General features: G+C 37.7%; 22 protein-coding genes. 10 read left to right on the top strand and 12 right to left on the bottom strand.

Going from position 1 to position 25337, the window contains the following annotated elements; genetic code table 11:
- Positions 1-22: 22 nt before the first annotated feature.
- The 3 genes from FFS26_RS04675 to rsfS form a co-directional block, all read right to left on the bottom strand.
- The gene (locus FFS26_RS04675; protein WP_110008379.1) at positions 23-604 is read right to left on the bottom strand and encodes an LUD domain-containing protein; all 582 of its coding nucleotides are present in this window, start codon (positions 602-604) and stop codon (positions 23-25) included.
- 136 nt (positions 605-740) lie between these two features.
- Positions 741-2762 (bottom strand): ATP-dependent zinc metalloprotease FtsH, encoded by a 2022-nt coding sequence (ftsH, locus tag FFS26_RS04680; RefSeq protein ID WP_120232489.1) that lies wholly within the window; start codon positions 2760-2762, stop codon positions 741-743.
- 21 nt (positions 2763-2783) lie between these two features.
- On the bottom strand, positions 2784-3149 hold the full coding sequence (gene rsfS, locus FFS26_RS04685) for a ribosome silencing factor (RefSeq protein ID WP_047097448.1): 366 nt from the start codon (positions 3147-3149) through the stop codon (positions 2784-2786).
- An 87-nt stretch (positions 3150-3236) separates the two neighbouring features.
- On the opposite strand from rsfS, the gene FFS26_RS04690 reads away from it, so the two are divergent.
- Complete coding sequence (locus FFS26_RS04690; RefSeq protein WP_137904422.1) at positions 3237-3950, top strand: biotin--[acetyl-CoA-carboxylase] ligase; 714 nt, start codon at positions 3237-3239, stop codon at positions 3948-3950.
- Here FFS26_RS04690 and FFS26_RS04695 read toward each other — a convergent pair.
- The 4 genes from FFS26_RS04695 to FFS26_RS04710 all read right to left on the bottom strand — a co-directional run bounded on the left by FFS26_RS04695 (position 3944) and on the right by FFS26_RS04710 (position 7351).
- Positions 3944-5056 (bottom strand): LptF/LptG family permease, encoded by a 1113-nt coding sequence (locus FFS26_RS04695; RefSeq protein WP_034691587.1) that lies wholly within the window; start codon positions 5054-5056, stop codon positions 3944-3946. The genes FFS26_RS04690 and FFS26_RS04695 overlap by 7 nt on opposite strands.
- A gap of 6 nt (positions 5057-5062) precedes the next feature.
- On the bottom strand, positions 5063-6193 hold the full coding sequence (gene tgt, locus FFS26_RS04700; RefSeq protein WP_047097445.1) for a tRNA guanosine(34) transglycosylase Tgt: 1131 nt from the start codon (positions 6191-6193) through the stop codon (positions 5063-5065).
- Between the two features lie 67 nt (positions 6194-6260).
- The gene (locus FFS26_RS04705) at positions 6261-6629 is read right to left on the bottom strand and encodes a DUF4296 domain-containing protein (RefSeq protein ID WP_228406427.1); all 369 of its coding nucleotides are present in this window, start codon (positions 6627-6629) and stop codon (positions 6261-6263) included.
- A gap of 5 nt (positions 6630-6634) precedes the next feature.
- On the bottom strand, positions 6635-7351 hold the full coding sequence (locus tag FFS26_RS04710; RefSeq protein WP_110008375.1) for a polyprenol monophosphomannose synthase: 717 nt from the start codon (positions 7349-7351) through the stop codon (positions 6635-6637).
- Between the two features lie 240 nt (positions 7352-7591).
- Between FFS26_RS04710 and FFS26_RS04715 the strand changes: the two genes are divergently transcribed.
- The 4 genes from FFS26_RS04715 to FFS26_RS04730 all read left to right on the top strand — a co-directional run bounded on the left by FFS26_RS04715 (position 7592) and on the right by FFS26_RS04730 (position 11748).
- A complete protein-coding gene (locus FFS26_RS04715; RefSeq protein WP_110008374.1) occupies positions 7592-8260 on the top strand; it encodes a DUF4271 domain-containing protein in 669 nt (222 codons plus the stop codon).
- 12 nt (positions 8261-8272) lie between these two features.
- Positions 8273-9013 carry a uroporphyrinogen-III synthase gene (locus FFS26_RS04720; protein WP_034691594.1) on the top strand — a complete coding sequence of 247 codons (741 nt, stop codon included), beginning with the start codon at positions 8273-8275 and terminating at the stop codon, positions 9011-9013.
- A gap of 171 nt (positions 9014-9184) precedes the next feature.
- Entirely contained in the window at positions 9185-11227 is a 2043-nt protein-coding gene (locus tag FFS26_RS04725; protein WP_110008373.1) for a S9 family peptidase, read from the top strand.
- A 182-nt stretch (positions 11228-11409) separates the two neighbouring features.
- Complete coding sequence (locus FFS26_RS04730) at positions 11410-11748, top strand: hypothetical protein (RefSeq protein WP_110008372.1); 339 nt, start codon at positions 11410-11412, stop codon at positions 11746-11748.
- A gap of 114 nt (positions 11749-11862) precedes the next feature.
- Here the strand turns inward: FFS26_RS04730 and FFS26_RS04735 are convergent, their stop codons facing one another.
- Positions 11863-12354 (bottom strand): SRPBCC domain-containing protein, encoded by a 492-nt coding sequence (locus tag FFS26_RS04735; protein ID WP_110008371.1) that lies wholly within the window; start codon positions 12352-12354, stop codon positions 11863-11865.
- Between the two features lie 201 nt (positions 12355-12555).
- Between FFS26_RS04735 and FFS26_RS04740 the strand changes: the two genes are divergently transcribed.
- The 5 genes from FFS26_RS04740 to FFS26_RS04760 all read left to right on the top strand — a co-directional run bounded on the left by FFS26_RS04740 (position 12556) and on the right by FFS26_RS04760 (position 18818).
- Entirely contained in the window at positions 12556-14100 is a 1545-nt protein-coding gene (locus FFS26_RS04740; RefSeq protein ID WP_062673264.1) for a sensor histidine kinase, read from the top strand.
- Between the two features lie 159 nt (positions 14101-14259).
- Positions 14260-14946, top strand: coding sequence for a response regulator transcription factor (locus tag FFS26_RS04745; RefSeq protein WP_002982671.1), 687 nt, complete (start codon positions 14260-14262; stop codon positions 14944-14946).
- Positions 14947-15024: 78 nt separating this feature from the next.
- Positions 15025-15663: a hypothetical protein gene (locus FFS26_RS04750; RefSeq protein WP_228449389.1), complete on the top strand. Its 639-nt coding sequence runs from the start codon at positions 15025-15027 to the stop codon at positions 15661-15663.
- Positions 15664-15682: 19 nt separating this feature from the next.
- Positions 15683-16045 carry a hypothetical protein gene (locus FFS26_RS04755; RefSeq protein ID WP_171006242.1) on the top strand — a complete coding sequence of 121 codons (363 nt, stop codon included), beginning with the start codon at positions 15683-15685 and terminating at the stop codon, positions 16043-16045.
- Between the two features lie 67 nt (positions 16046-16112).
- Positions 16113-18818: a TonB-dependent receptor domain-containing protein gene (locus FFS26_RS04760; protein WP_137904425.1), complete on the top strand. Its 2706-nt coding sequence runs from the start codon at positions 16113-16115 to the stop codon at positions 18816-18818.
- A 269-nt stretch (positions 18819-19087) separates the two neighbouring features.
- Here the strand turns inward: FFS26_RS04760 and FFS26_RS04765 are convergent, their stop codons facing one another.
- The 4 genes from FFS26_RS04765 to FFS26_RS04780 form a co-directional block, all read right to left on the bottom strand.
- A complete protein-coding gene (locus FFS26_RS04765; protein WP_137904426.1) occupies positions 19088-19585 on the bottom strand; it encodes a phosphoheptose isomerase in 498 nt (165 codons plus the stop codon).
- Between the two features lie 24 nt (positions 19586-19609).
- The gene (locus tag FFS26_RS04770) at positions 19610-21892 is read right to left on the bottom strand and encodes a GH92 family glycosyl hydrolase (RefSeq protein WP_137904427.1); all 2283 of its coding nucleotides are present in this window, start codon (positions 21890-21892) and stop codon (positions 19610-19612) included.
- A 21-nt stretch (positions 21893-21913) separates the two neighbouring features.
- A complete protein-coding gene (locus tag FFS26_RS04775; protein WP_110008366.1) occupies positions 21914-22774 on the bottom strand; it encodes an ROK family protein in 861 nt (286 codons plus the stop codon).
- A gap of 130 nt (positions 22775-22904) precedes the next feature.
- A complete protein-coding gene (locus tag FFS26_RS04780) occupies positions 22905-25313 on the bottom strand; it encodes an endo-beta-N-acetylglucosaminidase H (RefSeq protein WP_137904428.1) in 2409 nt (802 codons plus the stop codon).
- Positions 25314-25337: the final 24 nt, after the last annotated feature.

Consider the following 25337-nt stretch of genomic DNA (forward strand, 5'->3'; position numbering starts at 1 on the left):
TTTAAAATTTAGAAGTGGTTGCTTAATCTTCAAGCAGCAATAAAAACAGTTTTGTATTGGAATTGGAAGAACTGTCCATTTTCGATTGGCTTCCGCTGATGGAAGTAAGGTTCTTGATATTTCCGTTTCTTTTTATTTTACCCATGGCATCATTCAGGTTGTTTACAATCTGAGAAACATTGGCAATAATGATAATTTTATCAGGAAGCCTTGAGGAATGATAATGCAGGATATTGTTATGCGAAAGCATGATTCTGCCGTCATAGGCAATGAGATATTCACAGGTGATGAATGCGGCGTCATTAGACGGCTGTAGTTCTGACGTATATGAAGACTTCACAACGTTCAAAAAGTTCTGCAGTTCTTTATCCCAGCAGAAAAGGTTGTGAACACCTTCTATTTTAATAATTTGATTTAAAGTTTGTAGAGCTTCCGCTTCATCTGCACAATAATTAAAAAATCCTCCCGAATGCGTAAATAATTGCGCAAACTTATAGTCAAGATCCGCATTTTTCAGCGAATCCCCAAGTTTTTCCAGGCTCTGTTTGTCCTCTTCTTCAGGCTGGTTGGTAAGTTTGCTTACAATCCTCTTGAATAAATTCAACTTAATCTATTTTTAGTCAACTTTATACAAAAATAGAAAATAAATTACAATAGTGTCCAAAATATCTCCTTAAATATGAAAAAACCTGACAATTTTGCGATTGTCAGGTTTTTATTAATTCTATTTTTTAAGAATCTTAAAGCTGTGTCGGGCTTTCGGGAGCCTGTATTTCGCTTTCTTCTTCTTTCTCTTTGATCTGAGGTGTTTCCTCTACAATGGGCTGATCTTTTTCAGGAATAGTATTGGTTACAGGTTTCTCTGTCAATTCAGGATCCCATGCTCTTTTTCCGAAAATCTCTTCAAGGTCTTCACGGAAAATCACTTCTTTTTCAAGCAATTTACTTGCTAAAGCATCAAGCTTATCTTTATTCTCATCAAGAATTCTTACCGCTCTTTCATATTGATTTTCGATGATTGATTTGATCTCCGCATCAATTTTTGTAGCGGTTTCTTCAGAATAAGGCTTTCCGAAATTGTATTCAGACTGGCCTGAGCTGTCATAGTAAGAAATGTTACCGATATTCGGGCTTAATCCGTAGATTGTAACCATTGCCTGAGCTCTCTTTGTTACGGTTTCCAGATCAGAAAGTGCTCCTGTAGAAATATTATTGAAGATCACCTGCTCTGCTGCCCTACCTCCCAATGTTGCACACATTTCGTCCAGCATCTGTTCAGTAGTGGTAAGCTGTCTTTCTTCAGGAAGGTACCATGCTGCTCCCAATGAACGTCCTCTGGGGACGATCGTAACCTTTAAAAGTGGAGATGCGTGTTCTACCAACCAAGAAATTGTAGCATGTCCTGCTTCATGGTAAGCCACTCTTCTTTTTTCAGAAGGTTTGATTGCCTTATTTTTCTTTTCAAGACCGCCAATGATTCTGTCTACAGCATCAAGGAAATCCTGTTTTGTTACTGAAGTATGATTATTTCTTGCTGCGATAAGTGCTGCTTCGTTACAAACGTTGGCAATATCTGCCCCACTGAAACCAGGGGTTTGTTTTGCAAGGAATTCTCTGTCTACATTATCATCCAGCTTGATTTTTTTCAGGTGAACATCAAAGATCTGTCTTCTTTCGTGAAGTTCCGGAAGGTCTACATAAATAGATCTGTCAAAACGTCCTGCTCTCATCAGAGCTTTATCAAGGATATCCGCTCTGTTGGTTGCTGCCATTACGATAACGTTGGTATCTGTTCCGAAACCATCCATTTCAGTAAGAAGCTGGTTCAAAGTATTTTCTCTTTCGTCGTTTCCGCCGGAGAAATTATTTTTCCCTCTGGCACGTCCGATAGCATCAATCTCATCAATGAAAATAATGGCCGGAGATTTTGCTTTTGCCTGAGCAAAAAGGTCTCTTACTCTGGAAGCTCCTACCCCAACAAACATTTCAACGAAATCGGAACCTGAAAGTGAGAAAAACGGAACTTTAGCTTCCCCTGCAACCGCTTTCGCCAATAAGGTTTTACCGGTTCCCGGAGGCCCTACCAAAAGGACACCTTTAGGAATTTTACCACCCAGTTTTGTATATTTTTCAGAGTTTTTCAAGAAATCCACAACTTCCTGAACTTCTTCTTTAGCTCCTTCCAACCCTGCAACATCTTTAAATGTCACCTGAATTCTTTCTTTTTCGTCAAAAAGCTTTGCTTTGGATTTTCCGATAGAGAAAATTTGTCCGCCAGGACCTCCGCCACCGCCCATCTTTCTGAAAAGAAGGAAGTAGAATAATCCTAAAATTGAAATCCAAACCAGCGCAGGGATTAAGATATCCATTAATGCGCTCTTCCCTGTACCGTAATCTTTGGTTGTTTTAATAACCGGATTGCTGGCTTTGACCTGTTCAAATTTCTGAAGGAAAAGTTGAAGATCTCCGTATTTCACAGAAAAATCTGCTTTTGGAGCCATTTCGAAGGCAGAAAGGGGGTTGTTTTCTTTTCCGGCTTTGGAAACCATTGCCGATTTTGCTTCTTTTGTTAGGAAAACATCAGCTTTCTCTATGTCTTTGTATATAATTATATTCTGGACTTTGCCCGCCTGCATTTCTCTAAAGAAACCATCTTCATCAATAGATTTTGCTGCATCACCTCCAAGGAAGTTGGAGCCAAAGAATAGCAAAAGAGCTACGATTGCAATAGGAAAGAACCAGTTGAATCCTTTATTATTCATTTAGACTTTTTAAAATTTTTATTATTCATTTTCAATTCTGGTAATGACTGCGTCACCCCAAAGTTCTTCTATGTCGTAGTACTCACGTACCTGTTTCTGGAATATATGAACCACCACTGAAACGTAATCCACCAATACCCACATCGCATTTTCAGTCCCTTCTACGTGCCAAGGTCTGTCCTGCAGTTCGTTTCTTACTTTCTTCTCTACACTTCCTGCCAATGCAGCCACCTGTGTATTTGAGTTTCCGCTACATATCACGAACGTCTCTGCTACTGAGTTTTCGATGTTGGAAAGATCAAAGATCATAATGTCTTCTCCTTTTACATCCTGGATAGCTTCAACGATTTTATCTATTAACGCTTGTTTTTCTGCTGTTTTATTCATTAAAAAAATACTATAATCTGCAAATTTATTGTTTTTTCTTTACTTTAACCTTACTTTTACCTTCTTAATCTCTTAAAGTTTTCTTAAATGAGCCAACTCTTTTACCTGAAAGAATGTTCTTCTACTAATGACGAAATATCAAAGTTTTTACTTTACGGAGATTCAAATTTTATAGGGCTTCATACTTTTAATCAAACTAAAGGCCGTGGTCAGTATGGAAATATCTGGACTCAGACCGCCGGAAAAAATCTGGCTTATACGCTGGCAGTGAATACTCAGAACATCCTGTGCTCCGACTTTATGTTCAATTATTATACCGCAATGGTGATCCGGGATTTCCTTGCCAAATTGTCTGACTCTGAGGTAAAAATCAAATGGCCGAATGATATTATCCTTAAAGGTAAAAAAATCGTTGGAATTTTAATAGAAAAGAAAAAAATTAATCAAAATAATTATTTCATCATCGGAGCCGGAATCAATATTCTGCAGGAAAATTTTGATGAAATATCCAATGCAGGATCACTTCTGACGCAGACGGGGATGCAATTTGACCTGGAAGAACTTGCCTTAAACCTTCATGAATATTTGTGTGAAAAGCTTAAAAACATACCTTCAGATCAGGAAATCCTGGATGGATTTAATAAAAACCTTTTCAGAAAAGATCAGATATCGGTCTTTGAAATTGAAAAAGCGCGACAAAATGGCATTATCCGGCGTGCAGACGAAAAGGGTGAACTATGGATCGAACTGGAAGACGGAATGCATTCCTTTTATCACAAAGAAGTAAAGCTCCTTTACTGATTGGCTCTCTTGATATACAAATAAAGGGTAAGCGGCAAAAACACCATATTAGGCAGCCACATGGCTACAGCCGGAGACAAACTTTTATTTTCCGAAACCACTTTTAAGGCTTCGAATGAAAACACGAAAATAAAGGCCAATGAAATACCGATGGCTAGGTTGACTCCTAATCCTCCTCTTTTCTTCTGTGATGACAGGGAAAGCGCCAGAAATGTCAGAATAATGATTGAAACAGGCATGGAAGTCCTCTGGTGAAGTTCATTCAGGTAAGAATTCAGGTTACTGTTTCCTCTTTCTTTTTCCCTTTCAATAAATTTCAGAAGTTCCGGAGTGGTTTTATTTTGTCCCAAAAGTTCATTCGGGAAAAGTTCTTCCGGAGAATGCCCGTAATTTTTCCTTAATTCTATTCCGTTACCGAGTTTTTCGGTATTGTCTTTATTGATTGTTTTTTCCAGATAGTTATTTAAAACAAACTGTTTTTTAGCTTTATCCCAATACACTTCACTTGCCTTCAGCTCATAGGTCATTTTTCTGTCTTTATCATATTTCTGATAGACAAAACTCGACCCTCTTTTTTCTCTTTTATTCCAGGAATCAACGAAGATATACTCTGTTTTACTCAGCTGTGAAGAAGCAGGTGCCGTTCCTAAAATCTTTTCTTTATTGGCTGCATTATACGTATACGCTTCCAATTCATTTTTCTTGATATTGGCCCACGGCAGCACCATATGATAGACTACAAGAGCAATCAATCCAATAAAAATGGAAGTAACCAGATAAGGCTTGGAAAATCTGTGAAAACTGGCTCCACTACTGATAATAGCAACAATTTCTGTATTATTTGCCATTCTGGAAGTAAAATAAATCACCGAAATAAAAACCAGAATGGAAAGGAAAGTCACCACAAGATTGATGATCCAGAAAGGATAAAAATGGATAAGAAAATAGGTCAGATCCAGTTTCGGATCAATGGCCTTGGCATTTTCTATCCTTGGAATCTTCTGCTGAACATCGATTACCAATACGACTATAGACAATAATACCAACATGAAACTGAAAGTTCCAAGGTATTTTTTAATGATATATCTGTCTACAATTTTAAGCATATTTTTTTACAGTCTTTGTCTGAGAACCGGTACTACAGAGTTTTTCCATTCATAGAAATCACCTGCAATAATATGTTCTCGGGCTACTTTTACCAAATCGAGATAGAATGCAAGGTTATGAATCGAAGCAATCTGTTTTGCCAGATATTCTTTAGATACAAACAGGTGGCGAAGATACGCTTTTGAATATTCACGATCTACAAAACTGGTTCCAAATTCATCCAAAGGCGAAAAATCGCGTTTCCATTTTTCATTTTTAAGGTTCATCACCCCTTGCCATGTGAAAAGCATTGCATTTCTTGCATTTCTTGTTGGCATTACGCAATCCATCATATCAATTCCCAGCCCGATCGATTCAAGGATATTCCACGGAGTTCCTACTCCCATCAGGTATCTTGGTTTCTCTTTTGGAAGGATATCTGTCACTTCGTCAGTGATTCTGTACATTTCTTCTTCAGGCTCTCCAACAGAAAGTCCTCCGATCGCGTTCCCTTCTGCCCCTGCTTCGGAAATCACTTCTGCAGAGATTTTTCTAAGATCAGAATAGGTAGATCCCTGAACAATCGGAAAAAGCCTTTGCTTGTGTCCGTATAATTCAGGATTATCATTCGTCCAATCAATACATCTCTTCAGCCAGCGGTGGGTAAGCTCCATCGATGATTTTGCCTGGTTGTAATCACAAGGGTAAGGTGTACATTCGTCAAAAGCCATGAAAATATCGGCTCCGATCTGTCTTTGAATTTCCATTGATCTTTCCGGAGAGAACATGTGGTAACTTCCGTCGATGTGAGATTTGAATCTCGCACCTTCTTCTGTCATCTTTCTGTTGCTTGCCAATGAAAATACCTGAAAACCTCCAGAATCAGTAAGGATAGGAAGATCCCAGTTCATGAATTTGTGTAAACCACCTGCATCCTGCATCGTTTCCATGCCCGGACGAAGGTAAAGGTGATAAGTATTTCCCAGAATAATCTGAGCTTTAATGTCTTCTTTTAATTCTCTCTGATGAACTGTTTTCACACTTGCTACAGTTCCCACAGGCATAAAAATAGGAGTTTGAATCTTCCCGTGATCTGTGGTAATTTCCCCTGCTCTTGCTTTTCCTTCAGAGGTCTTTTCTATATTAAAAAATTTCATCTCTATACTTTTTTACATACACTGTTTTGCCAGTGATTTTTGTAAAACAGAAACTTCGAGGTTATTTTTACCTTACTACAGGCATTACAGCACCGTTCTGTTTCAGTTTTTCCTTTACATATTTATCTGCTTTGGGATCTTTTTTCAGCAATATTTCCTGTGCATCATTAGCGATCCCGTCCATTTCTTCTTTAATTACATAGTATTTGAAACTATCTACAAAATCATCCGGTTTTATCTTATATGATTTCAAAACAGCCCTTGTCCCTGCTTCCATATTTTTGTCAGGATAGATAAAGATAGCCTGATCGTTGATCGCAAGATCGGCAATGATTTCTGCCATCAAACCTTTATCGACCAGATTTTTGGGCTTATCAATATAATCGCCGCACGAAAACAGGCCCAGCAAAACGAAAATAAAGATTAACTTTTTCATCAGTATCATAATCTGTTGATGATTGATTTCCATTTTAAGTTCAATACTCCAAAAACTGCTTCATGGATAATTCCGCCGTTCATTTTACTTTCTCCTAAAATCCTGTTGGTAAATATAATAGGAACTTCTACAATTCTGAAACCTTTTTTAAAAGCTCTGAATTTCATTTCAATCTGGAATCCATATCCTTTCAGTTTTACGTTATCCAATCCTATCTCTTCCAGTACTTTTCTTGAAAAGCAGACAAATCCTGCTGTGGTATCATGAATGGGAAGGCCTAGTACAAACCGTACATATTTTGAGGCGAAGTAAGAAAGCAATACTCTTCCCATGGGCCAGTTCACTACATTTACTCCCTTTGAATAACGGGATCCGATGGCCACATCTGCATTTCTGCAGGCTTCAAAAAGTTTCGGCAGATCGTTAGGATTGTGTGAAAAATCGGCATCCATCTCAAAAATATAATCATATTTATTTTCGATGGCCCATTTAAATCCATGAATATAAGCCTTCCCCAGTCCATCTTTCACATGTCTTACTGACAAGTGGAGATAATGCGGATATTTCTTCTGCAATTCTTTTACAACTTCTGCTGTTCCGTCGGGAGAAGAATCATCTACTACTAAGATATGAAAGTCGTCCTCCAATGCAAAAACCGCGGAAATAATATTTTCAATATTTTCCTTTTCGTTATAGGTTGGGATGATGACGAGTTTTTTCATTTCAGTTTGCAAAGATAGTTTATTTAACCTTTTTATTTTATACAAAATAATCTATAATTTTGCAAAAATATTTCTCGGGGATTAAGCGGATGAAACAGATCCTTTTATTCAACAGATCTGAACAATACGTAAAATCGACGAGAGCAAATATTTTAACTGCAGATTCATGGATCCTGTGACAGGAAAATCTGTGCCGGGCTGTGTTATCTGAAGTTAAATAATAAATAAAAAAATTAAATTTTGCCATCATCACAACACTTCATCAATCACGTAAGAATACCTGAAAATAATGATTGGGTAATCTTTATCCTTGTGGGCTGTATATTTTTATACGTTTTTATGATGAACGTCATAGAAAGAGATGCCAGTCTCAGAGATTTTCTGCTTCAGAAATATTTTGATGCAAGCAACAACCTTCCCAGCTGGATCATCACCTCCTGTGTGACTACACTTACTCTGTCTGTATTAATTTCACAGTATGTTCCTGTAGTACCGAAATATATTGCGGATCTTCAGCTTTTGGGATATCAGCTTAATAAATTGGGTTATACTTTGCTGGCAGTGCTGCTTTTTTATGTAATAAAATCAACATTAGGCTTTTTATTTTACCAAAGTATAGGGGATGGAAAAAAATGGACTATTTTTTATTTTACCTCCACAAAGTTTTATTTCATTCTTTCATTTTTGCTAATAATTCTTTGTGTAGCCCATTATTACTTCCCGATAGACAGAAATAAAATGTTTTTATATTATTTCTGCTTCTTCGCTTTTGTATTCATTTTCAAAGTTTTTTTCTATTTATTTCACAAGAACAAGATTCTTCCTGAAAAATGGTATTATAAATTTTTGTATATTTGCACCCTCCAAATCGCACCATTATTATTGCTTTGGAAGTTGTTATTTTTTTAATAAAAGTCAATGATGAGAATAAAGTCTATATTGGTTTCTCAACCAGCGCCTAGTGAGTCTTCTCCATATCTGGATATAGCGAAGAAGGAAAAAATAAAGATTGATTTCCGTCCATTTATCCACGTCGAAGGGGTTGACAATAAAGAGCTCAGAACACAGAAAATAGATCTGACGCAGTATACCGGTATTATTTTTACCAGTAAAAATGCGATTGACCATTACTTCAGGCTAGCAGAGGAATTGCGTTTTGCCGTTCCGGATACGATGAGATACATCTGCCAGTCGGAAGCAATTGCCAACTATCTTCAAAAGCATATCGTGTACAGAAAAAGAAAAATCAGCTTTGGGGAGAAGAACTTCTCAGACCTGCTTCCTCTTTTCAAAAAATTCCCGACTGAAAAATATCTGCTGCCATCTTCAGATGTTTTGAGCCCGGATATTGTAAAAACCATGGATGCATCTAATGTAGACTGGACAAGAGCGATTATGTACCGTACCGTATGCAGTGATCTTACGGATATCAATGTCAAAGATTATGACATGCTGATCTTCTTCAGCCCGCAGGGAATCAAATCGCTACAGCAAAATTTCCCTGATTTCAAGCAGGATGAAACAAAGATCGGAGTTTTCGGAAACACGACTTTGGCAGCTGCGGAAGAAGCAGGATTAAAAGTAGATTTAATGGCACCAACGAAGGAAACTCCTTCTATGACAATGGCCCTTGAAAAGTATATTAAAGCACTTCACAAATAGTCTTTAATTATAAAAATACAATGAACCATCTTTTCAATAAAGGAAAGATGGTTTTTTTTTACCTAAATTTGAACAAAAATTAATATTGAAAGGATTTCTGCTTAAATTACTTACTTTCAGAAGAAAAAGTATAAGAACATCCTATGCAATAAAAAAATAAAAATACCCCGGATGAAAGCTCCACAGGCAAAAAAAATTGAAAAAATATTAGAAAAACACGGCGATAGAAGAACTGATAATTACTTTTGGCTGAATGAAAGGGAAAACCCCGAAGTGATCCAATACATTGAGGAGGAAAATGCCTACGAAGAATTCATCATGAAAGATACGGAAGCTCTTCAGGAAGAGCTTTTCGAAGAGATGAAAGCCCGCTATAAAAAGGACGATGAGTCTCTGCCTTATTTCTTTAATGAGTACTGGTATATTGTGCGTTATGAAGAGGGCAAAGAATATCCTATCTTCTGCAGAAAGTATAAAAACCTTGAGAATGATGAGGAAATTGTACTTGACGTTAATATTCTGGCAGACGGCAAAGAGTTTTTTGAAGTAGGAAGTGTAGCAGTAAGCCCCAATAACGAACTGGCCTCTTTTTCTTCAGATGATGTAGGAAGAAGAATTTATACGCTTAATTTTAAAAATTTAAAGACAGGGGAAATTTTGCCGGATACGATCCCTAATACTACAGGGAAAGCCGTTTGGGCGAATGATAACCAGCATATTTTTTACATCAGAAAAGACAAAAGCCTTCGTGCATTTCAGGTATACAGACATCGGCTGGGAACAGATTCAGCGGAAGATGTTCTGATCTTCCATGAAGAAGATGAGACTTTTGATGTTAATGTATTTAAGACAAAATCATTAGAGTACATTTTCATTGCAAGCTCAAGCACTATTTCGGATGAACATCGTTTTATTCCTTCAGACAATGTATTTGCAGAATGGACGGTGATCCAGCCAAGGATAGATGATCTTGAATATTCAGTAGAGCATTATGAAGACGAATTTTATATCATTACCAATGCGGATGATGCGATCAATTTCAAGATTGTAAAGGCAAAGATTGATAACTGCAGCATGGAAAACTGGGTTGATGTGATTCCGCACCGTGCAGAAGTTTTACTGGAAGGTTTTGAGATCTTTAAAGATTATCTGGTTCTTGAGGAAAGAGAAAGAGGATTGCTTCAGATCAAAATCATTGACGAGAAAACACAGGAGTCTTACTACTTACCTTTCTCCGATCCTACTTATACAGCTTATATCGGGATCAATCTGGAATTTGATACGGAAATTTTACGCTATGGATATACTTCCCTTACACAGCCTAGTTCCACGTATGAGTATAACATGAAGGAAAAGACGACAAAACTTCTGAAACAACAGGAAGTTTTGGGTGGAAAGTTTGCTCCTGAAAATTATATTTCAGAGAGAATCTGGGCAGATTCAAGAGATGGAAAGACAAAAGTTCCTATTTCCCTGGTTTATCATAAAGACACTAAGAAATCACCTGACACTCCGCTTCTTTTATATGGATATGGAAGCTACGGACATACTGTTGATGCCAGCTTTTCCAATGTAAGATTGTCTTTGCTGGATAGAGGATTTATTTATGCTATTGCTCACATCCGTGGTGGAGAATATCTGGGAAGAGAATGGTATGAAGACGGGAAGATGCTGTTTAAGAAAAATACATTTTTTGATTTTATTGATGCCGGAAAATACCTGATCAGAGAAAATTATACTTCATCAAAACACATGTATGCCATGGGAGGAAGTGCCGGCGGATTGCTGGTAGGTGCTGTGGTAAATTATGAACCTCAGTTATTCAACGGAATTGTGGCACAGGTACCTTTTGTAGATGTTGTTACAACCATGCTGGATGATACGATTCCTTTGACAACCGGAGAATATGATGAGTGGGGAAATCCTAATGATAAGGAATACTATCATTACATGAAAGACTACTCTCCTTATGATAATGTAGAAGCGAAAGATTATCCTCATATGCTGATCACGACAGGATTCCATGATTCTCAGGTACAATACTGGGAGCCTGCAAAATGGACCGCCAAATTAAGAGAATTAAAAACGGACAATAACATTTTAATCTTCAAAACTGATATGAGCTCCGGACATGGAGGAGCAAGCGGAAGATTTGAATCTCTGAAAGAAGATGCACTGGAGTATGCGTTTCTGTTGAAAATAGATGATCATTGATAGATCTGTTTCATCAACAACCAGTAACTATAGAGCAATGTGCAGAGCCAGATCTATCAAAGATCAGATGTTCTTATTAACGAAGCTACTGAAATTTTAAAAGTAACTTCTGCTTATAAAGGAAATTAGGTGAAGAATTAAAACGTTAAAACATCAATTATTAATCATCATTTATCAATTATATGAACGAAACTGAATACTGGAAAAAAATAGAACAATTCTTTGAAGACAATTTCCAGACAGAGAAGAACCCGCCCATTGAAACCCTCTTATTTCTGATAGGGTTGCAGGAACTGGGAAGCGGCCAGCAAAAATATACAAAAGAAGACAAAGTAAACCTGATCCATATTGCAGTCTGCAGATTGCTTGAGCCATTTGGATATTATAAATTTACCCACTATGAAGACGGATGGCCCCACTTTGAAATTGTGGAAGAACTTCCGGAACTCAAACCTAATGAGCAGACTTTGCTTATGAAAAAGGCGATTATCCAGTATTTTCAGGAAGAAGAGCTTTTGTAAAGCCTGGAAGTTTGAAGATGGAAGCAGGAAGTTAATTCCTGGTGATAAATAAAAGAGGGTTTTCTAATGGAAAATCCTCTTTTTTATAAATAAGTGCTTTTTACATTTTCAAAATCATCCAATCAATTCTTCCAATTGATTCAGTCCTATTTTAAAGCCTTCTTCAAATCCCATATCCATAAGCTTTTTCATCACTTCAGGAGAATGGTAATAGATATTGATGGTTACTTTAGTTCCTTCTTCCAATCCAGTAAAGCCAATCAGCCATTTTGACCTTGGGAAGTCTTCATTGATATTCCCTTTTTCATCACAGAAAGCACTCATCCAGTCAAGACTTCTGTGTTCTGTAATTTCTCCATATTGAGTTTGAGCATACATAGGTCCTTTTTCCCCGTTCGGACCTACCATTGTATACATCCAGGTGCCTCCTTCCTTGAAATCCTGACTTACCGTTTCACATTTCCACGGTTTAGGTCCCCACCATTGATCCAATAATCTTGCTTGTGTAAAATAGTTCCATACGGTTGAAACATCAGCCTTAAAAATCTTCATAACATAAGCACTTGATGCATCAAAATCTTTGTTGAAAATGATAGTAGATTCCATATATATTTATTTTTATTAAAGTTAGCATTTTATTTATTGAAAGGACTTTTCATATGACAAGTAAAAGATAATTCATAAATAATTGTTAAAAAACACTCTTTTAAGAAAAAAAAAACAATTTTTTGGCTCGTTTTTTGTTTATGTACTCTTAAAAAAATTAATTTTAACATTCATTTTTCCAAAACATATATATTTTAAATAATGAATAACAAATTCATCCCAATAATTTCAGTGTTTATGACGATCTCACTGATTGTCTTTGTAACGCTCCAATTTTATTGGTTGAAAGGCTATTACGGCGTACTGGAACAGGATTTTTCAAATAAAGTGTATGCGGTTTTGGAAAGTACTTCAAAAAGTATTGAAGAGATTGAAGCTGACAAATACCTGAATCAGGATTATAAAGATTTCAGAAAAAACATTCTTGCGAACAGCAAACAGCCGTCTTTAACTACTATTCAGCAAGTAGAAGACTCCGGGACTCAAAGACAGATTATTTATTCCAAAAATATCATTGAAAAAACGCAGCTGCCTATTTCTCAAAAAGGAGATTCTATCAAGCTGACGACTTTGTATACAGACGAAGCTGCTTATAAAATAAAAAGAGACACCACCAATCGCGAACTTTTAACGCAAGATATCAATCAGGAGATTGAGACGGGAGATTACTCCATGAAAGAGTTTGTGAAAGTATATGGAAACAACCTTCCTATCACCAAAAGAGTGGATCCTAAAACACTGGACTCCGTTATTGCCAAAGAGCTTAAAATAAGAGGGATCACTGCCAAGTTCGGATATGGAGTTCTGGATCGTAATAATAAGCTTACAAGCATTGCGAATAAGGCTTATAAAGAAAAGAAAGACAGTAATACCTACAGCTTTCCTCTGTTTGCCGATAAGAAAAATACATTATACAGCCTTGCTCTGGTATTTCCTAAAAAAGAATATTCCCTGGCGATGAATAACTGGCCGATGCTTTTGGGAACATTTCTTTCTCTCCTTACCATTCTTGGGATTTATATTATTTCCATCAATTATATGATGAGGCAGAAAAAACTTGCTGAAGTGAAAACAGACTTCATCAACAACATGTCTCACGAGTTTAAGACACCATTGGCAACCATTTCTGTTGCAACGGATTCGTTGGCTAATGATAAAATTGCCACCAATCCGGATAAAGTAAAATACTATTCCGAACTGATCAAGCAGGAGAATTTAAGGATGAAAAAACAGGTGGAAAATGTACTTAACATGTCCAAGCTTGAACGAAATGAAGTGGAATTATTTTTAAAAGAGACCAACGTAAGAGAGCTGATCAAAAAAACGACAGAATCTTTCAACCTGATTGTACAACAAAGAAACGGAACGCTTACACAGAAGTTCACGGCCACTCAGTATAATTTTAAAATAGATGAATTCCACATCTCCAATATGCTGGTCAACTTACTGGATAATGCCAATAAATATTCTCCTGAAGCACCGGAAATACATGTGGAAACAAGAAATGAAGGACACTGGTATGTGATTGAAATTTCCGATAAAGGAATGGGAATGGATACACAGAATAAAACCAAAATTTTCGAAAAATTCTTCAGGGAAGAAACCGGAAATATTCACAACGTAAAAGGCCAGGGATTAGGTCTTTCTTACGTGAAGAAAATTGTAGAACTGCACAAAGGACAGATTATTGTAGACTCTCATAAAGGAAAAGGAAGTACGTTTACGATAAAACTGCCAATGAGCTAGAAAAATAAATGATAGATGATAAGCGATAAATGATACAGATCTTTTTCACATCAGTTATCAATGATCATTCATCAATTATAAAGTTAAACCAAATATCAAAATATAGAAGATAGAGTGAGGAAGTTCATTCTTAATTGTTAATTTTTAATTATTAAAATTATGAGCAACAGAATATTATTAGTAGAGGACGATCAGAGTTTCGGGGCGGTGCTTAAAGATTATTTGACCATCAATAATTTTGAAGTGACTCTTGCCACTGACGGGGAGCAGGGACTTAAAGAATTTACAGAAAATGAATTCGATATCTGTATATTTGACGTAATGATGCCTAAAAAAGACGGATTTTCATTAGCGGAAGATGTAAAAAAGATTGATAAAAATACACCTATCATTTTCCTTACTGCAAGAAACATGAGAGAAGATATCTTGAAAGGATATCAGTTAGGTGCTGATGATTATATTACAAAACCATTTGATACCGAGCTACTTTTATACAAAATAAAAGCAATTCTTCAGAGAAGTTCTACCTTGGAAAATGAAGAACAGGAGCAGTTTAAAATCAGTAATATTTTCTTTGATTCTATGCTGAGACAGCTGAAAGTAGGTGATAAAGAATATAAACTATCTCCTAAAGAAAACGAATTATTAAAACTTCTTTGCATCCACAGAAATGATTTCATGCCGAGAGACCTTGCTTTAAGAAAGATCTGGAAAAAGGAAAATTATTTTACAGCAAGAAGTATGGACGTTTATATTGCCAAGCTTCGTAAGTTGTTAAAAGACGACGAAGGATTGGAAATTATCAACGTTCACGGGGAAGGATTTAGACTTTTGGTAAAAAATTAATCCAAAAATCAAATTATAAGTATAAAATTAGCAAAACAATTGAAAATGTTTTGCTAATTTTGTTTCATACCCATGGATATGAAGAATACATTTATAGGTTTGATCGCCGTATCACTCTTAGCTGCATCCTGTAAAAAGGATGAAAGAGCTACTTACTTAAAAGAAGAAGCCAACGCTGGCCAGCCCAACGTAGCTCTAAATACCACCTCAAAAACCGCTCTGATGGAACAGGCAGGCATCCAGTCCAACGCTGCTCCTATGGCTACAGCTCCGGGAATGAATCCTCCTCACGGGCAACCGGGACACCGATGTGATATTCCCGTAGGACAGCCTTTGAATGGGCAACCTGCTGCAGCTACTCCTGCAACACAAAATGTAAATGTGAGCGGAGGCAATACCATCCAGATTGATCCGAATGCTGTATCATCAGGAAAAATCACACTTGATAATAACGGGAAGCAGGTAAAAACCGCACCAGGAATGAATCCTCCACACGGACAGCCTGGACACCGATGTGATATTCCCGTGGGACAGCCCTTAAACAGTAAGCCAGCTCCTGCGCCACAGGCAGTGCAAAATGCAGTTCAAGCAACTCCAGGTCCGGCTCCTGCACCCGCAGCACAGAACCTGGCAATGGGAGAAAAACCGAAACTGAACCCCGCTCATGGTGAGCCATGGCATAGCTGTTCTCTAAAAGTTGGTGATCCTTTACCATAAATTTTGTATTTTTGCAGAGATGAAGCTGTTTCACATACTTGCCATAGTTTTTTGTCTGGGAGTTTTTCTGATTCCCAAGGACTATTTCTATGCGCAGGAAATGCAGGAAACATGCTGTAAAGCAGAATCTTCCAAGAAAATGGACTGCTGTAAAAATCATTCTTCAAAAAAAGACAGCAAACATGATAACACAAAATCATGTAATGACGACTGCTGCTCATCATGCATTGCCTGCTATACTTTTATTGAAACCCCTTTTTCAAAAAATCTACGTCTGGAACTGTCTTATTACAAAGCGAATAAGAATCTTCAGTTTCAATATGCAGATCCTTATCTTTCAGACCGTTTGAAGGAAATCTGGCAACCGCCCAAGATAGGTTAATTAAATAGCATGGGTTCATTATGCCTTATAATGAACTGTTTTTTAATTAATTAAAACTTTAAACAAAATGAAATTATATATTTCCAGGTTCATACTTGGTGCATTATTCCTATTTACACAATTTATATCTGCTCAGACACTTTCAAAAAATCAGTTCAAGGTAAAAGGGAACTGTGAAATGTGCAAAACAAGAATTGAAAGTGCCGCAAAAAAAGCGGGTTCCAAAACAGCCGTTTACTCTGTTGATCTTCAGACACTAACCTTAGAAACAGATAAGGTATCTTCTGATGATATTCTGAAAAAGGTAGCAGAAGCAGGACATGACAATGAGAAATTCAAAGCTTCTGATACAACCTATGAAGGACTTCCGGGATGTTGTCATTACGACAGAGATCTGCAGCCTTCCCAGACAGAAACCAACCATGAGCACCATGCGGATGCTACTATTTCCCCTAAAAAAGAAAATGAATTCTACGTAAGAGGAAACTGTGCTTCATGTAAAGCCAGAATTGAAAAAGCATCCAAAGATGCCGGTGCCAATACTGCAGAATGGAATGCTGAAAAGCAAACGGTTACTTTACATTTTGACCCTTCAAAAACCTCATCAGATAAGATTTTAAAGGCTATTGCTGATGCAGGACATGATAATGAAAAATACAAAGCTTCAGATGCTGTTTACAATGGCCTTCCGGGATGCTGTCTTTATGACAGAGAGTTTACTTTCGGGCAGCCTAATCCAAAGGTTCATTACGAAGAAGCAACAAAGCATGACGACCATAAAGACAATGAGACTTCACCAGCTAAAGAGGATCATTCTCAACATGAAAAAAGTATTGATGGTGTTGTGGTAACGGGTTCTAAGGCAGCAACAGCTTTAAGTAAGAAAGAAGCCGGACTTGTTTTTAATATTGATAAAAAAGAGCTGTTAAAGGCAGCTTGCTGTAATCTGTCTGAAAGCTTCGAAACCAATGCAACGGTAGATGTTTCTTTCAGCAATGCAGTTACCGGAACAAAACAGTTGAAAATGCTTGGGTTGGATCAGAAATACACGAGTTTGACAAAAGAACAGTTACCTGAGATCAGAGGTCTGGCTTCTGCCTATGGCTTAAATTTTATCCCGGGAAGATGGATTGAAAGTATTCAGCTTACCAAAGGAGGAAGTACCGTAACCAACGGCTACGAAAGTATCACGGGACAAATCAACACTGAACTTCTGAAGAATGCAAAGGCTCCTGAAACATCATTAAATCTTTTTTCTGATTTTAATGGAAGAGCTGAAGTGAATATTACCAATGTTTCTCCTATCAACGATAAATGGTCGCAAACTTTCCTTCTTCACGGCAACGGAACGTTTGGAAATACGGATATGAACCATGATGGTTTTCTGGATAGACCGAAAGGAACACAGATTAATGCAGCATATTTGCTTAATTATAATGATCTTGAAAAGTCGGGGTTCGGGTCTCATTTTGGAATTAATTTTATCAGAGATGAAAGAACGGCAGGACAGATTGGTTTTGATAAAAAACTGGGTCAGGACAAACAGCCTTTTTATGGGGTTGGAATCGATATTTCAAGATTCCAGGTCTGGAATAAAACTGGGTATGTTTTTAAAGGAAAACCTTACCAGAGTATCGGATGGATGAACCAGTATGTTTACCATCAGCAGGACAGCTTCTTTGGATTAAGAAATTATGCGGGACAGCAGCATACATACTATTCCAATTTAATTTTTGAAAGCATCATCGGAAATACCAACCACAAATATAAGGCTGGAGCAAGTTTCTTATATGACGGATACAAAGAAACGTATTTGCTGGATGATATGAGAAGAAATGAAATTGTACCGGGCATTTTTGCTGAATATACTTTAACTGGTTTAAAATATACTTTAGTAGCAGGTTCAAGAGTAGATTTTCACAATCTGGCAGGAACACAGTTTACGCCAAGATTGAACTTTAAATATGACTTCACGCCTCAAACTATTTTAAGACTTTCTGCCGGAAGAGGATTCAGAACAGCGAATGTATTTGCAGAGAGCCAGCAGTATTTTGCATCAAACAGAGCGATTAATATTTTACCTAACGGAGGAAATATTTATGGATTAAGACCTGAAATCGCATGGAATTATGGAGCGAGTTTACAACAGGAATTTAAGTTATTCGGAAGGAAATCGAGCATTGTTGCAGACTTCTTCAGAACAGATTTCCAGGATCAGGTATTGGTAGATCTGGACAGATCTCCTCAACAGCTGACATTCTATAATCTGGATGGAAAATCTTTTGCCAATTCATTCCAGACCCAATGGGATTTCATGCCTGTCAAAAACCTTGAAGTAAGACTGGCTTATAAATACTATGACGTACAGGCAGATTATATCGGTGGAAGAAGAGAAGTTCCTTTTATGGCGAAGCACAGAGGGTTTGTGAATCTGGCCTATTCAACCAATAAAAATGATAATGGCGGATTCTGGAGTTTTGATACGACTTTAAACTGGGTTGGAAAGCAAAGACTTCCTGATACTTCAACGAATCCGGCAGAGTTTCAGTTACCGACGTATTCAGAATCCTATGCAGTTCTTAATGCTCAGATCTCAAGAAATTTCAATAAAAAAATCAGGGCTTATTTAGGAGGAGAAAACCTTACTTCTTACTATCAGAAAAATGCGATTGTAGATTTTAAAAATCCTTTCGGAAGCTATTTTGACGGAGGAATGGTATATGCTCCGATTATGAAGGCCAACTTCTATGTGGGACTGGATGTGACGTTTTAAGGCGGGAAGATGGAAGAATGATGCTGGAAGTGCTAGCCGGTAGAATTCTTATTTAGGAATAAATTACTGATTTATACTTTTCTGAATAAACAAAACCTTATAGGTTTCAGAAACCTATAAGGTTTGATTATTACCATACGCAGGTAAAATTGCCTCTAATAACGAAGGAAATCCAAGAGTTATGAAAACTTACAGAAACTCCCCTCTTCCAGCCTCAAGCTTCCTTACCAATAAAAAATCCGCTTCAATTTTTGAAGCGGATTTTTTATTTATCTTCCAAAGTCGTCCTGTACTCTTACGATATCATCTTCATCTGAAGGATTGGAGGCATCGGTATGCTGCCAGATTTCAGCTACGATTCCCCAGCCTGCAAGACCAATTAATCTGTGTCTTTCTCCCTGCTGAAGCTTCACCTGATCTTTCGGGCCATATTCTTTCAATTCTCCCTCTTCATCGGTATTGCTTCTTTTGATACCTACCGTTCCTTCCACTACCTGCCAGATTTCGGCTCTTCTGTGGTGATACTGCCAGCTTAATCTTGCTTCCGGAGCCACGATAAGAATTTTAGGGCTTAGCTTCCCTCCTATTCTCAGGCTGTCTACATCAATCCCATCGAAATATTGGTTGGCAAAATCCTGTGCCTGTGTTTCATCAATCACAAAAAATCCTCCCCATGGTCTTGTATCGTCTTTTGCTGCGATGTTAAAACCTTGTCCTTGCAGCATGCTTTCTACTCTATCGAATATTTCTTTTTTCTCTGTACTCATACAGCTATATTTTTAATTTAAAATTTATTTATTTGACTCTTCTTTTGACATTGAATATGGGAAATCTTTTTCCTGTGTACCTCTTTCTTTATTAGGTTTGCTATCCATTTTAAAGTCTAACACAGCACCTTTCATCAATTCCTTGTGGCTCAGCCAGTTTTTGGAATAAGGCTGTTGGTTTACATTCAGTGATTTTACATATAGATTTTCTGCGTTGTTTTCCGGAGCCTTTATTTCAATTTTCTTACCATTCTCCAAATGGATGGTAGCTTCTTTAAATAATGGCGCTCCCAATACGTATTGATCTGTCGCCGGTGTTACCGGATAAAATCCAAGGGCTGAGAAAATATACCATGCAGACGTTTGTCCGTTATCTTCATCACCGCAATATCCGTCCGGAGTGGCATGATACAATTTATTCATCACCTGTCTCGCCCAATATTGAGTTTTGTAAGGTGCACCTGCATAGTTGTACAGATAAATCATGTGCTGAATAGGCTGATTTCCGTGGGCATACTGACCCATATTCATGATCTGCATTTCTCTGATCTCGTGGATCACGCCTCCATAATAACTGTCATCAAAAACCGGAGGCAATGAAAATACTTCATCTAATTTGGCTTCAAATTTCTTTTTCCCACCCATCAGTTCTGCCAAACCATCAATGTCCTGGAAAACCGACCATGTGTAATGCCAGCTGTTTCCTTCTGTGAAAGCATCTCCCCATTTGAAAGGATTGAAAGGTTTCTGGAAGTTACCATCTTTATTTTTACCACGCATAAGGCCCGTCTCCTTGTCGAATACATTTTTGTAATTATAAGCTCTTTTCTTATAAATATCAATTTCTGAAGCAGGTTTTCCTAGTGCTTTTCCTAATTGATAGATTGAAAAATCATCATAAGCATACTCCAATGTTCTTGCTGCATTTTCATTGATCTTTACATCGTAAGGAACATAGCCCAATTCATTATAATACTTTACTCCTGCGCGGCCTACAGCTTCTATAGGACCTTCATTGTTTGCTCCGTGTTTTACAGCCTGCCACAGCGCTTCTGTATCATATCCGCGAAGTCCTTTGATGTAAGCATCTGCTACTACGGATGCGGAATTGTTTCCAATCATAATATCAGAATATCCCGGACTGCTCCACTCTGGTAAGAAACCACCTTCTTTATAAGCGTTGGCCAGTCCCTCCTGCATTTCCACATTAATGCTTGGATACACCAGATTCAGGAAAGGATATAGAGCACGGAAAGTATCCCAAAAACCGGTTCCTGCAAACATTCTTCCGTCTACAATTTTGCCATTGTATGGACTCCAATGTTTTATTTTATTTTGAGCATCAATCTCATATAACTTTTGCGGGAAGAATAAAGTTCTGTATAAAGAGGAATAAAAGGTTCTCATCTGCTGATCTGTTCCTCCTTTTACTTCTATTTTTCCTAATGTCTTATTCCAGATATTTTTAGCGTCGGTCTTGACCTGTTCAAAATTTCTGTTTCCGATTTCTCTTTTAAGATTCAGTTCTGCCTGTTCAAAGCTGATGAATGAAGAAGCTACTTTTGCATACACCGTTTCTTTATTTTTAAGCTTAAATCCTACCACAGCTCCGGTGTGATCACTGGTAATTTCTAACTGATCATTCACCAGTTTATCATCTTTCCAGGTTTTTGTGAGTTCAAAATCTTTATCAAACTGAATAACAAAGTAGTTTTTAAAGTTTTCGTATTTCCCGGTAGAATATCTTGTAGTATATCCGAGGATTTTTCTTTCTTTTGGTAAAATTTTGATATAAGATCCTTTGTTCAAAGCATCAACCACTACGTAAGCGCTGTCTGTCTTTGGAAAATCAAATTTAAAATAAGAGGCTCTTTCAGTAGGTGTAAATTCTGTTGTGACATTGATATCAGCAAGATAAACGCTATAGAAATAAGGTGTGGTAACCTCAGCTTTATGGCTGAACCAGCTTGCTCTTTCGTCTTCTTTAAACTTCACTTTTCCAACTCCAGGCATGATGGCAAATGCGCCATAATCGTTCATCCAGGGAGACGGCTGGTGGGTTTGTTTAAATCCTTTTATTTTATCTGCATCGTAGGTATATGCCCATCCATCGCCCATTTTACCGGTCTGGGGTGTCCAGATATTCATTCCCCATGGAAGTCCGACTGCCGGATAGGTATTTCCATTGGATAATGAAGGTTTGGATTGGGTTCCCATCACAGGATTCACATAGTCTACGGGAGATACATTCTGACCTAAAGCCCAGGCCTGTAATAACAGTAAGCAAGTAGAAAATATAAACTTCATTGTATCTTTTCGTTTGTTAATTTATATACGCTTTTTTAATGCATAGCTGGCAGCTCCAAGAATGGCCGCATCTTCAAATATGGCAGAAATTTTAACCTGCAAGTTAATATTATTCTTGGTTAAGTTCTGAATAAATCTTTGCTCAAAATGAGGATAAGCCTTGGCAATATTTCCTCCTATAACTAAAACTTCCGGTTTGTAATGATCTACATATCTGACAATAAACTCAGAAAAGGAGTCTGCATAATCGTTAAACATTTGAGTCTGTATCTCTGTAGGTTTATCCAGAAGATCTTTCGTTCCTGAGATTTCTTCTCCGGTCAGTTCTTTATAATGATTCACAAACCAGCGTGTCGCCAGATAGTCTTCACTGATGGAATCTCTGAAGGGAGCATCCCATAAATCTTCATCGGCAGCAAATTTTCCATTGAAGAAAGTAGTTCCCAATCCTGTTCCAAGAGTCACTCCAAAAGCACTGTTGAAACCTTGGGCACATCCTCCGAATACTTCTCCTTCCATAAACGCAGCCGCATCATTTACAAAATGAATCTGCTTCTGAGAAATGGCCAGCCTTTTTGCCAGTTCTTCTTTAATATTGACCTGATAGATATCAATAAATTTTCCCTGCCGCATAAGAGATATTCCATTTTCATAATCGAAAGGTCCCGGCATTGCGATACCGATTAAAAGATCTTCTTTTACCAGATCATGAGCCACCTTATTAATGGCTGAAACCCAGGCGTTGAAAATAACTTCTTTGTTTTCGAAAGCATCTACATGTTCTCTTACATAGGTGGATGAAATGATTTCACGTTTTTCCGGATCTACCTGAGCCAGCGTGATGTGCGACCCTCCAATATCGATTCCTACTATATTCTGCATTATTTTTTATTTTAAATTCAAGTCTTCCTGTGACTGAAAAAACAGACAAACAGAAGTACACCTCTGTCTGCCTGCTTTGTATTTCAGACTCTATTTCATTAGTCCCGGTTACTATTTTATTATCAAAATCTTACTTCACAATAATTTTACCGGTTGATATTACTTTACTGTTTGCGGGTGTAATTTTGTAAATATAAGTACCACTGATTAAATCCTGCGTATTCACTGCGTTATTATTTTGATTAATATTCTGTTTTTTGAATAATTTTCCTGACGCATCGTACAATGCCACTTCACTTGCAGAGTTGTCACTGATAGCAAAGTGAATATCATTTCCTCGTTTCACAGGATTTGGGTACACTGCGCTGTTGTCTTTCACAGATTCAACATCTTTCACTGCAAGATTAGAAGCGCAGGCAACATCTGTTCTCCAGTTGGCATCTGTCATATTGATCAGGGTTGCAAAATGGGTATTGGCTGTAGCATCCAAAGCTCCCATTCCACTGCCTTCATCCATTTTCCAGTTGGCTTCAAGACCTGTAGAATTGGCAGGAACATTACAGCTGTTATTCATGATTTCCTGTGGTGTCAGTGCTCTTTTCCAAACTCTGAATTCATCAAGGAAACCATTGATTGTACGTGAATTGTCATAGTTTCTTCCCAGATAAAGGATTCCGTTTGCCGTAAAGTTACCCGTCACCGCAAACGTTGCATCAAGATTACCGTTGACATAAATTTTCATGGCTGCACCATCATAAGTGGCTGCTATATGATACCATGTATTAGTGTTGAATGAAGTATTCGTATTCAATTTCACCTGTGACGAACCAAAACTTAATATAAACTGCAGCTTATTATTCGCAAGGTTTCCGTCTCCGAAACGAAGCATCGCCGAGTTGTTATCTCCTACTTCAATACCCATTACCGATGAAATATACGGAAAGCCTGTTTTGAAAGCATTTACTTTTACCCAACCTTCAAAGGTCACCGCGTTTCCACTCAGGTTAAATTGTCCTGCGTTAAGATAATGCGTGCTTCCGTTGAAAGCAAGAGATCTTGCACCCGGACTTGTAACCGGAGCAAAACCACTGTTGAATGATCCTTCTCCTGAATAAGTACTTGTCGTTCCTCCTGTACATGAAGCCTGTACTTTCCATACATAACTTGTATTAGGTGTCAGGTTTTGTAATGAATAGGAATTGGTTGTAATATTTGGAATTTCAGTCCAGGTTGTGGCAGCAGCAGTTTTATACTGTAACGTATATGAAGTTGCATTTCCGGCATCCCATGATAACTGAGTGGTATTGCCAAGGAAACTTCCGGAAGTCAATCCTGATGGCGTAGTGCAGCCACTTCCGGAGTTAAACCTTGGTGCAAAAATATAAGTACTTGTTAATGTCGGTGAGCAGTTAGACTGGATTCTCCAATCGTAATTGGTATTCAGAGTAAGATTGTTGATGACAATATTATTTCCTGAATAATTGCTGGCAACGTTCGTCCATACCGTTGAATTAGCTGGTTTATAGTCAATATTGTAAGACTGGGAAGCATTGGAAGTCCAGTTCAGTTGAGCTGAAGTTCCTGTCACGTTGGAAACATCCAGTCCCAATGGCGGATCACAAGCCTGTCCCTGTGACCATGGATACAACTGACCGCTTAAGAGTGTATTTTCATTATAAAGAATATTGGATCCTGTACTCAGGTAGCTGGCTACATTGGTTCCCGGCAGATCGTACCACATAAATACACCATATTGATCATTCTTTGTGCTGGTTGCTAAGCTTGCCAATGTAATGGAAGAAGTTGAACTTGGATTCGAGTTTTGTATCCAGGTTGCCGCTGCAGAGATTTTAGATTTATCAAGAGGCGGAACAACAGGCGCATTGTACGTACTGTACATGGCATTCCAGGTGTAATTGATATAATTTCCGGCTAAATCTCCATTATACGTTTGTCTGGTTGTAGCCGGACCATAGTAATAAAACGTAATCAGCTTATCCGGCATTGCGGCTTTCAGTTCCTGTAAAAGCATGACAAAAGAACTGTTATTAGGCTGTCCTGTTCCGTTATTTCCGTATCCTGCGTATTCATCATCAAGGTCTACTCCATCGAGTCCGTAGGTGTAAACAGTGTGAGCCACCTGTAAGGCGAAATCTTTAGCCGCTTCACGGTTAGGGAAATTGGAAATTCCCGCTCCCTGGTGGTTTCCTAAAAGATCAAGCAATACTTTTATTCCTTTTTGCTGTAAAGGTTTTACGTAGGTATTGACATCATTCAGAACTTTGGTAACGTTGTTATTGTTTGAAATGTAAGCACGGTTTTTGGAAACATCATAGTTGATATTGGCTGCAAAAATAATGGCTACATCAAAAAGCTGTTTGTTGGTATTCTGTAAAGTATAGGAACCTGCATTCAGCATATTGTTGTTGTTCACTTCCACATAGCAGACTCCCAAAGGATCAAGCTGCTGTGCTTTGAGTGCCGGAGCTGACTGAAGCATCAGGGCCATTAAGGGAATAAAAAAGGATTTTTTTCTCATAGTATATCAATTTTGTAGTAGAAA

Origin of the sequence: Chryseobacterium sp. 2VB (assembly GCF_005503635.1) — a bacterium.
Lineage (GTDB): Bacteria > Bacteroidota > Bacteroidia > Flavobacteriales > Weeksellaceae > Chryseobacterium > Chryseobacterium cupriresistens.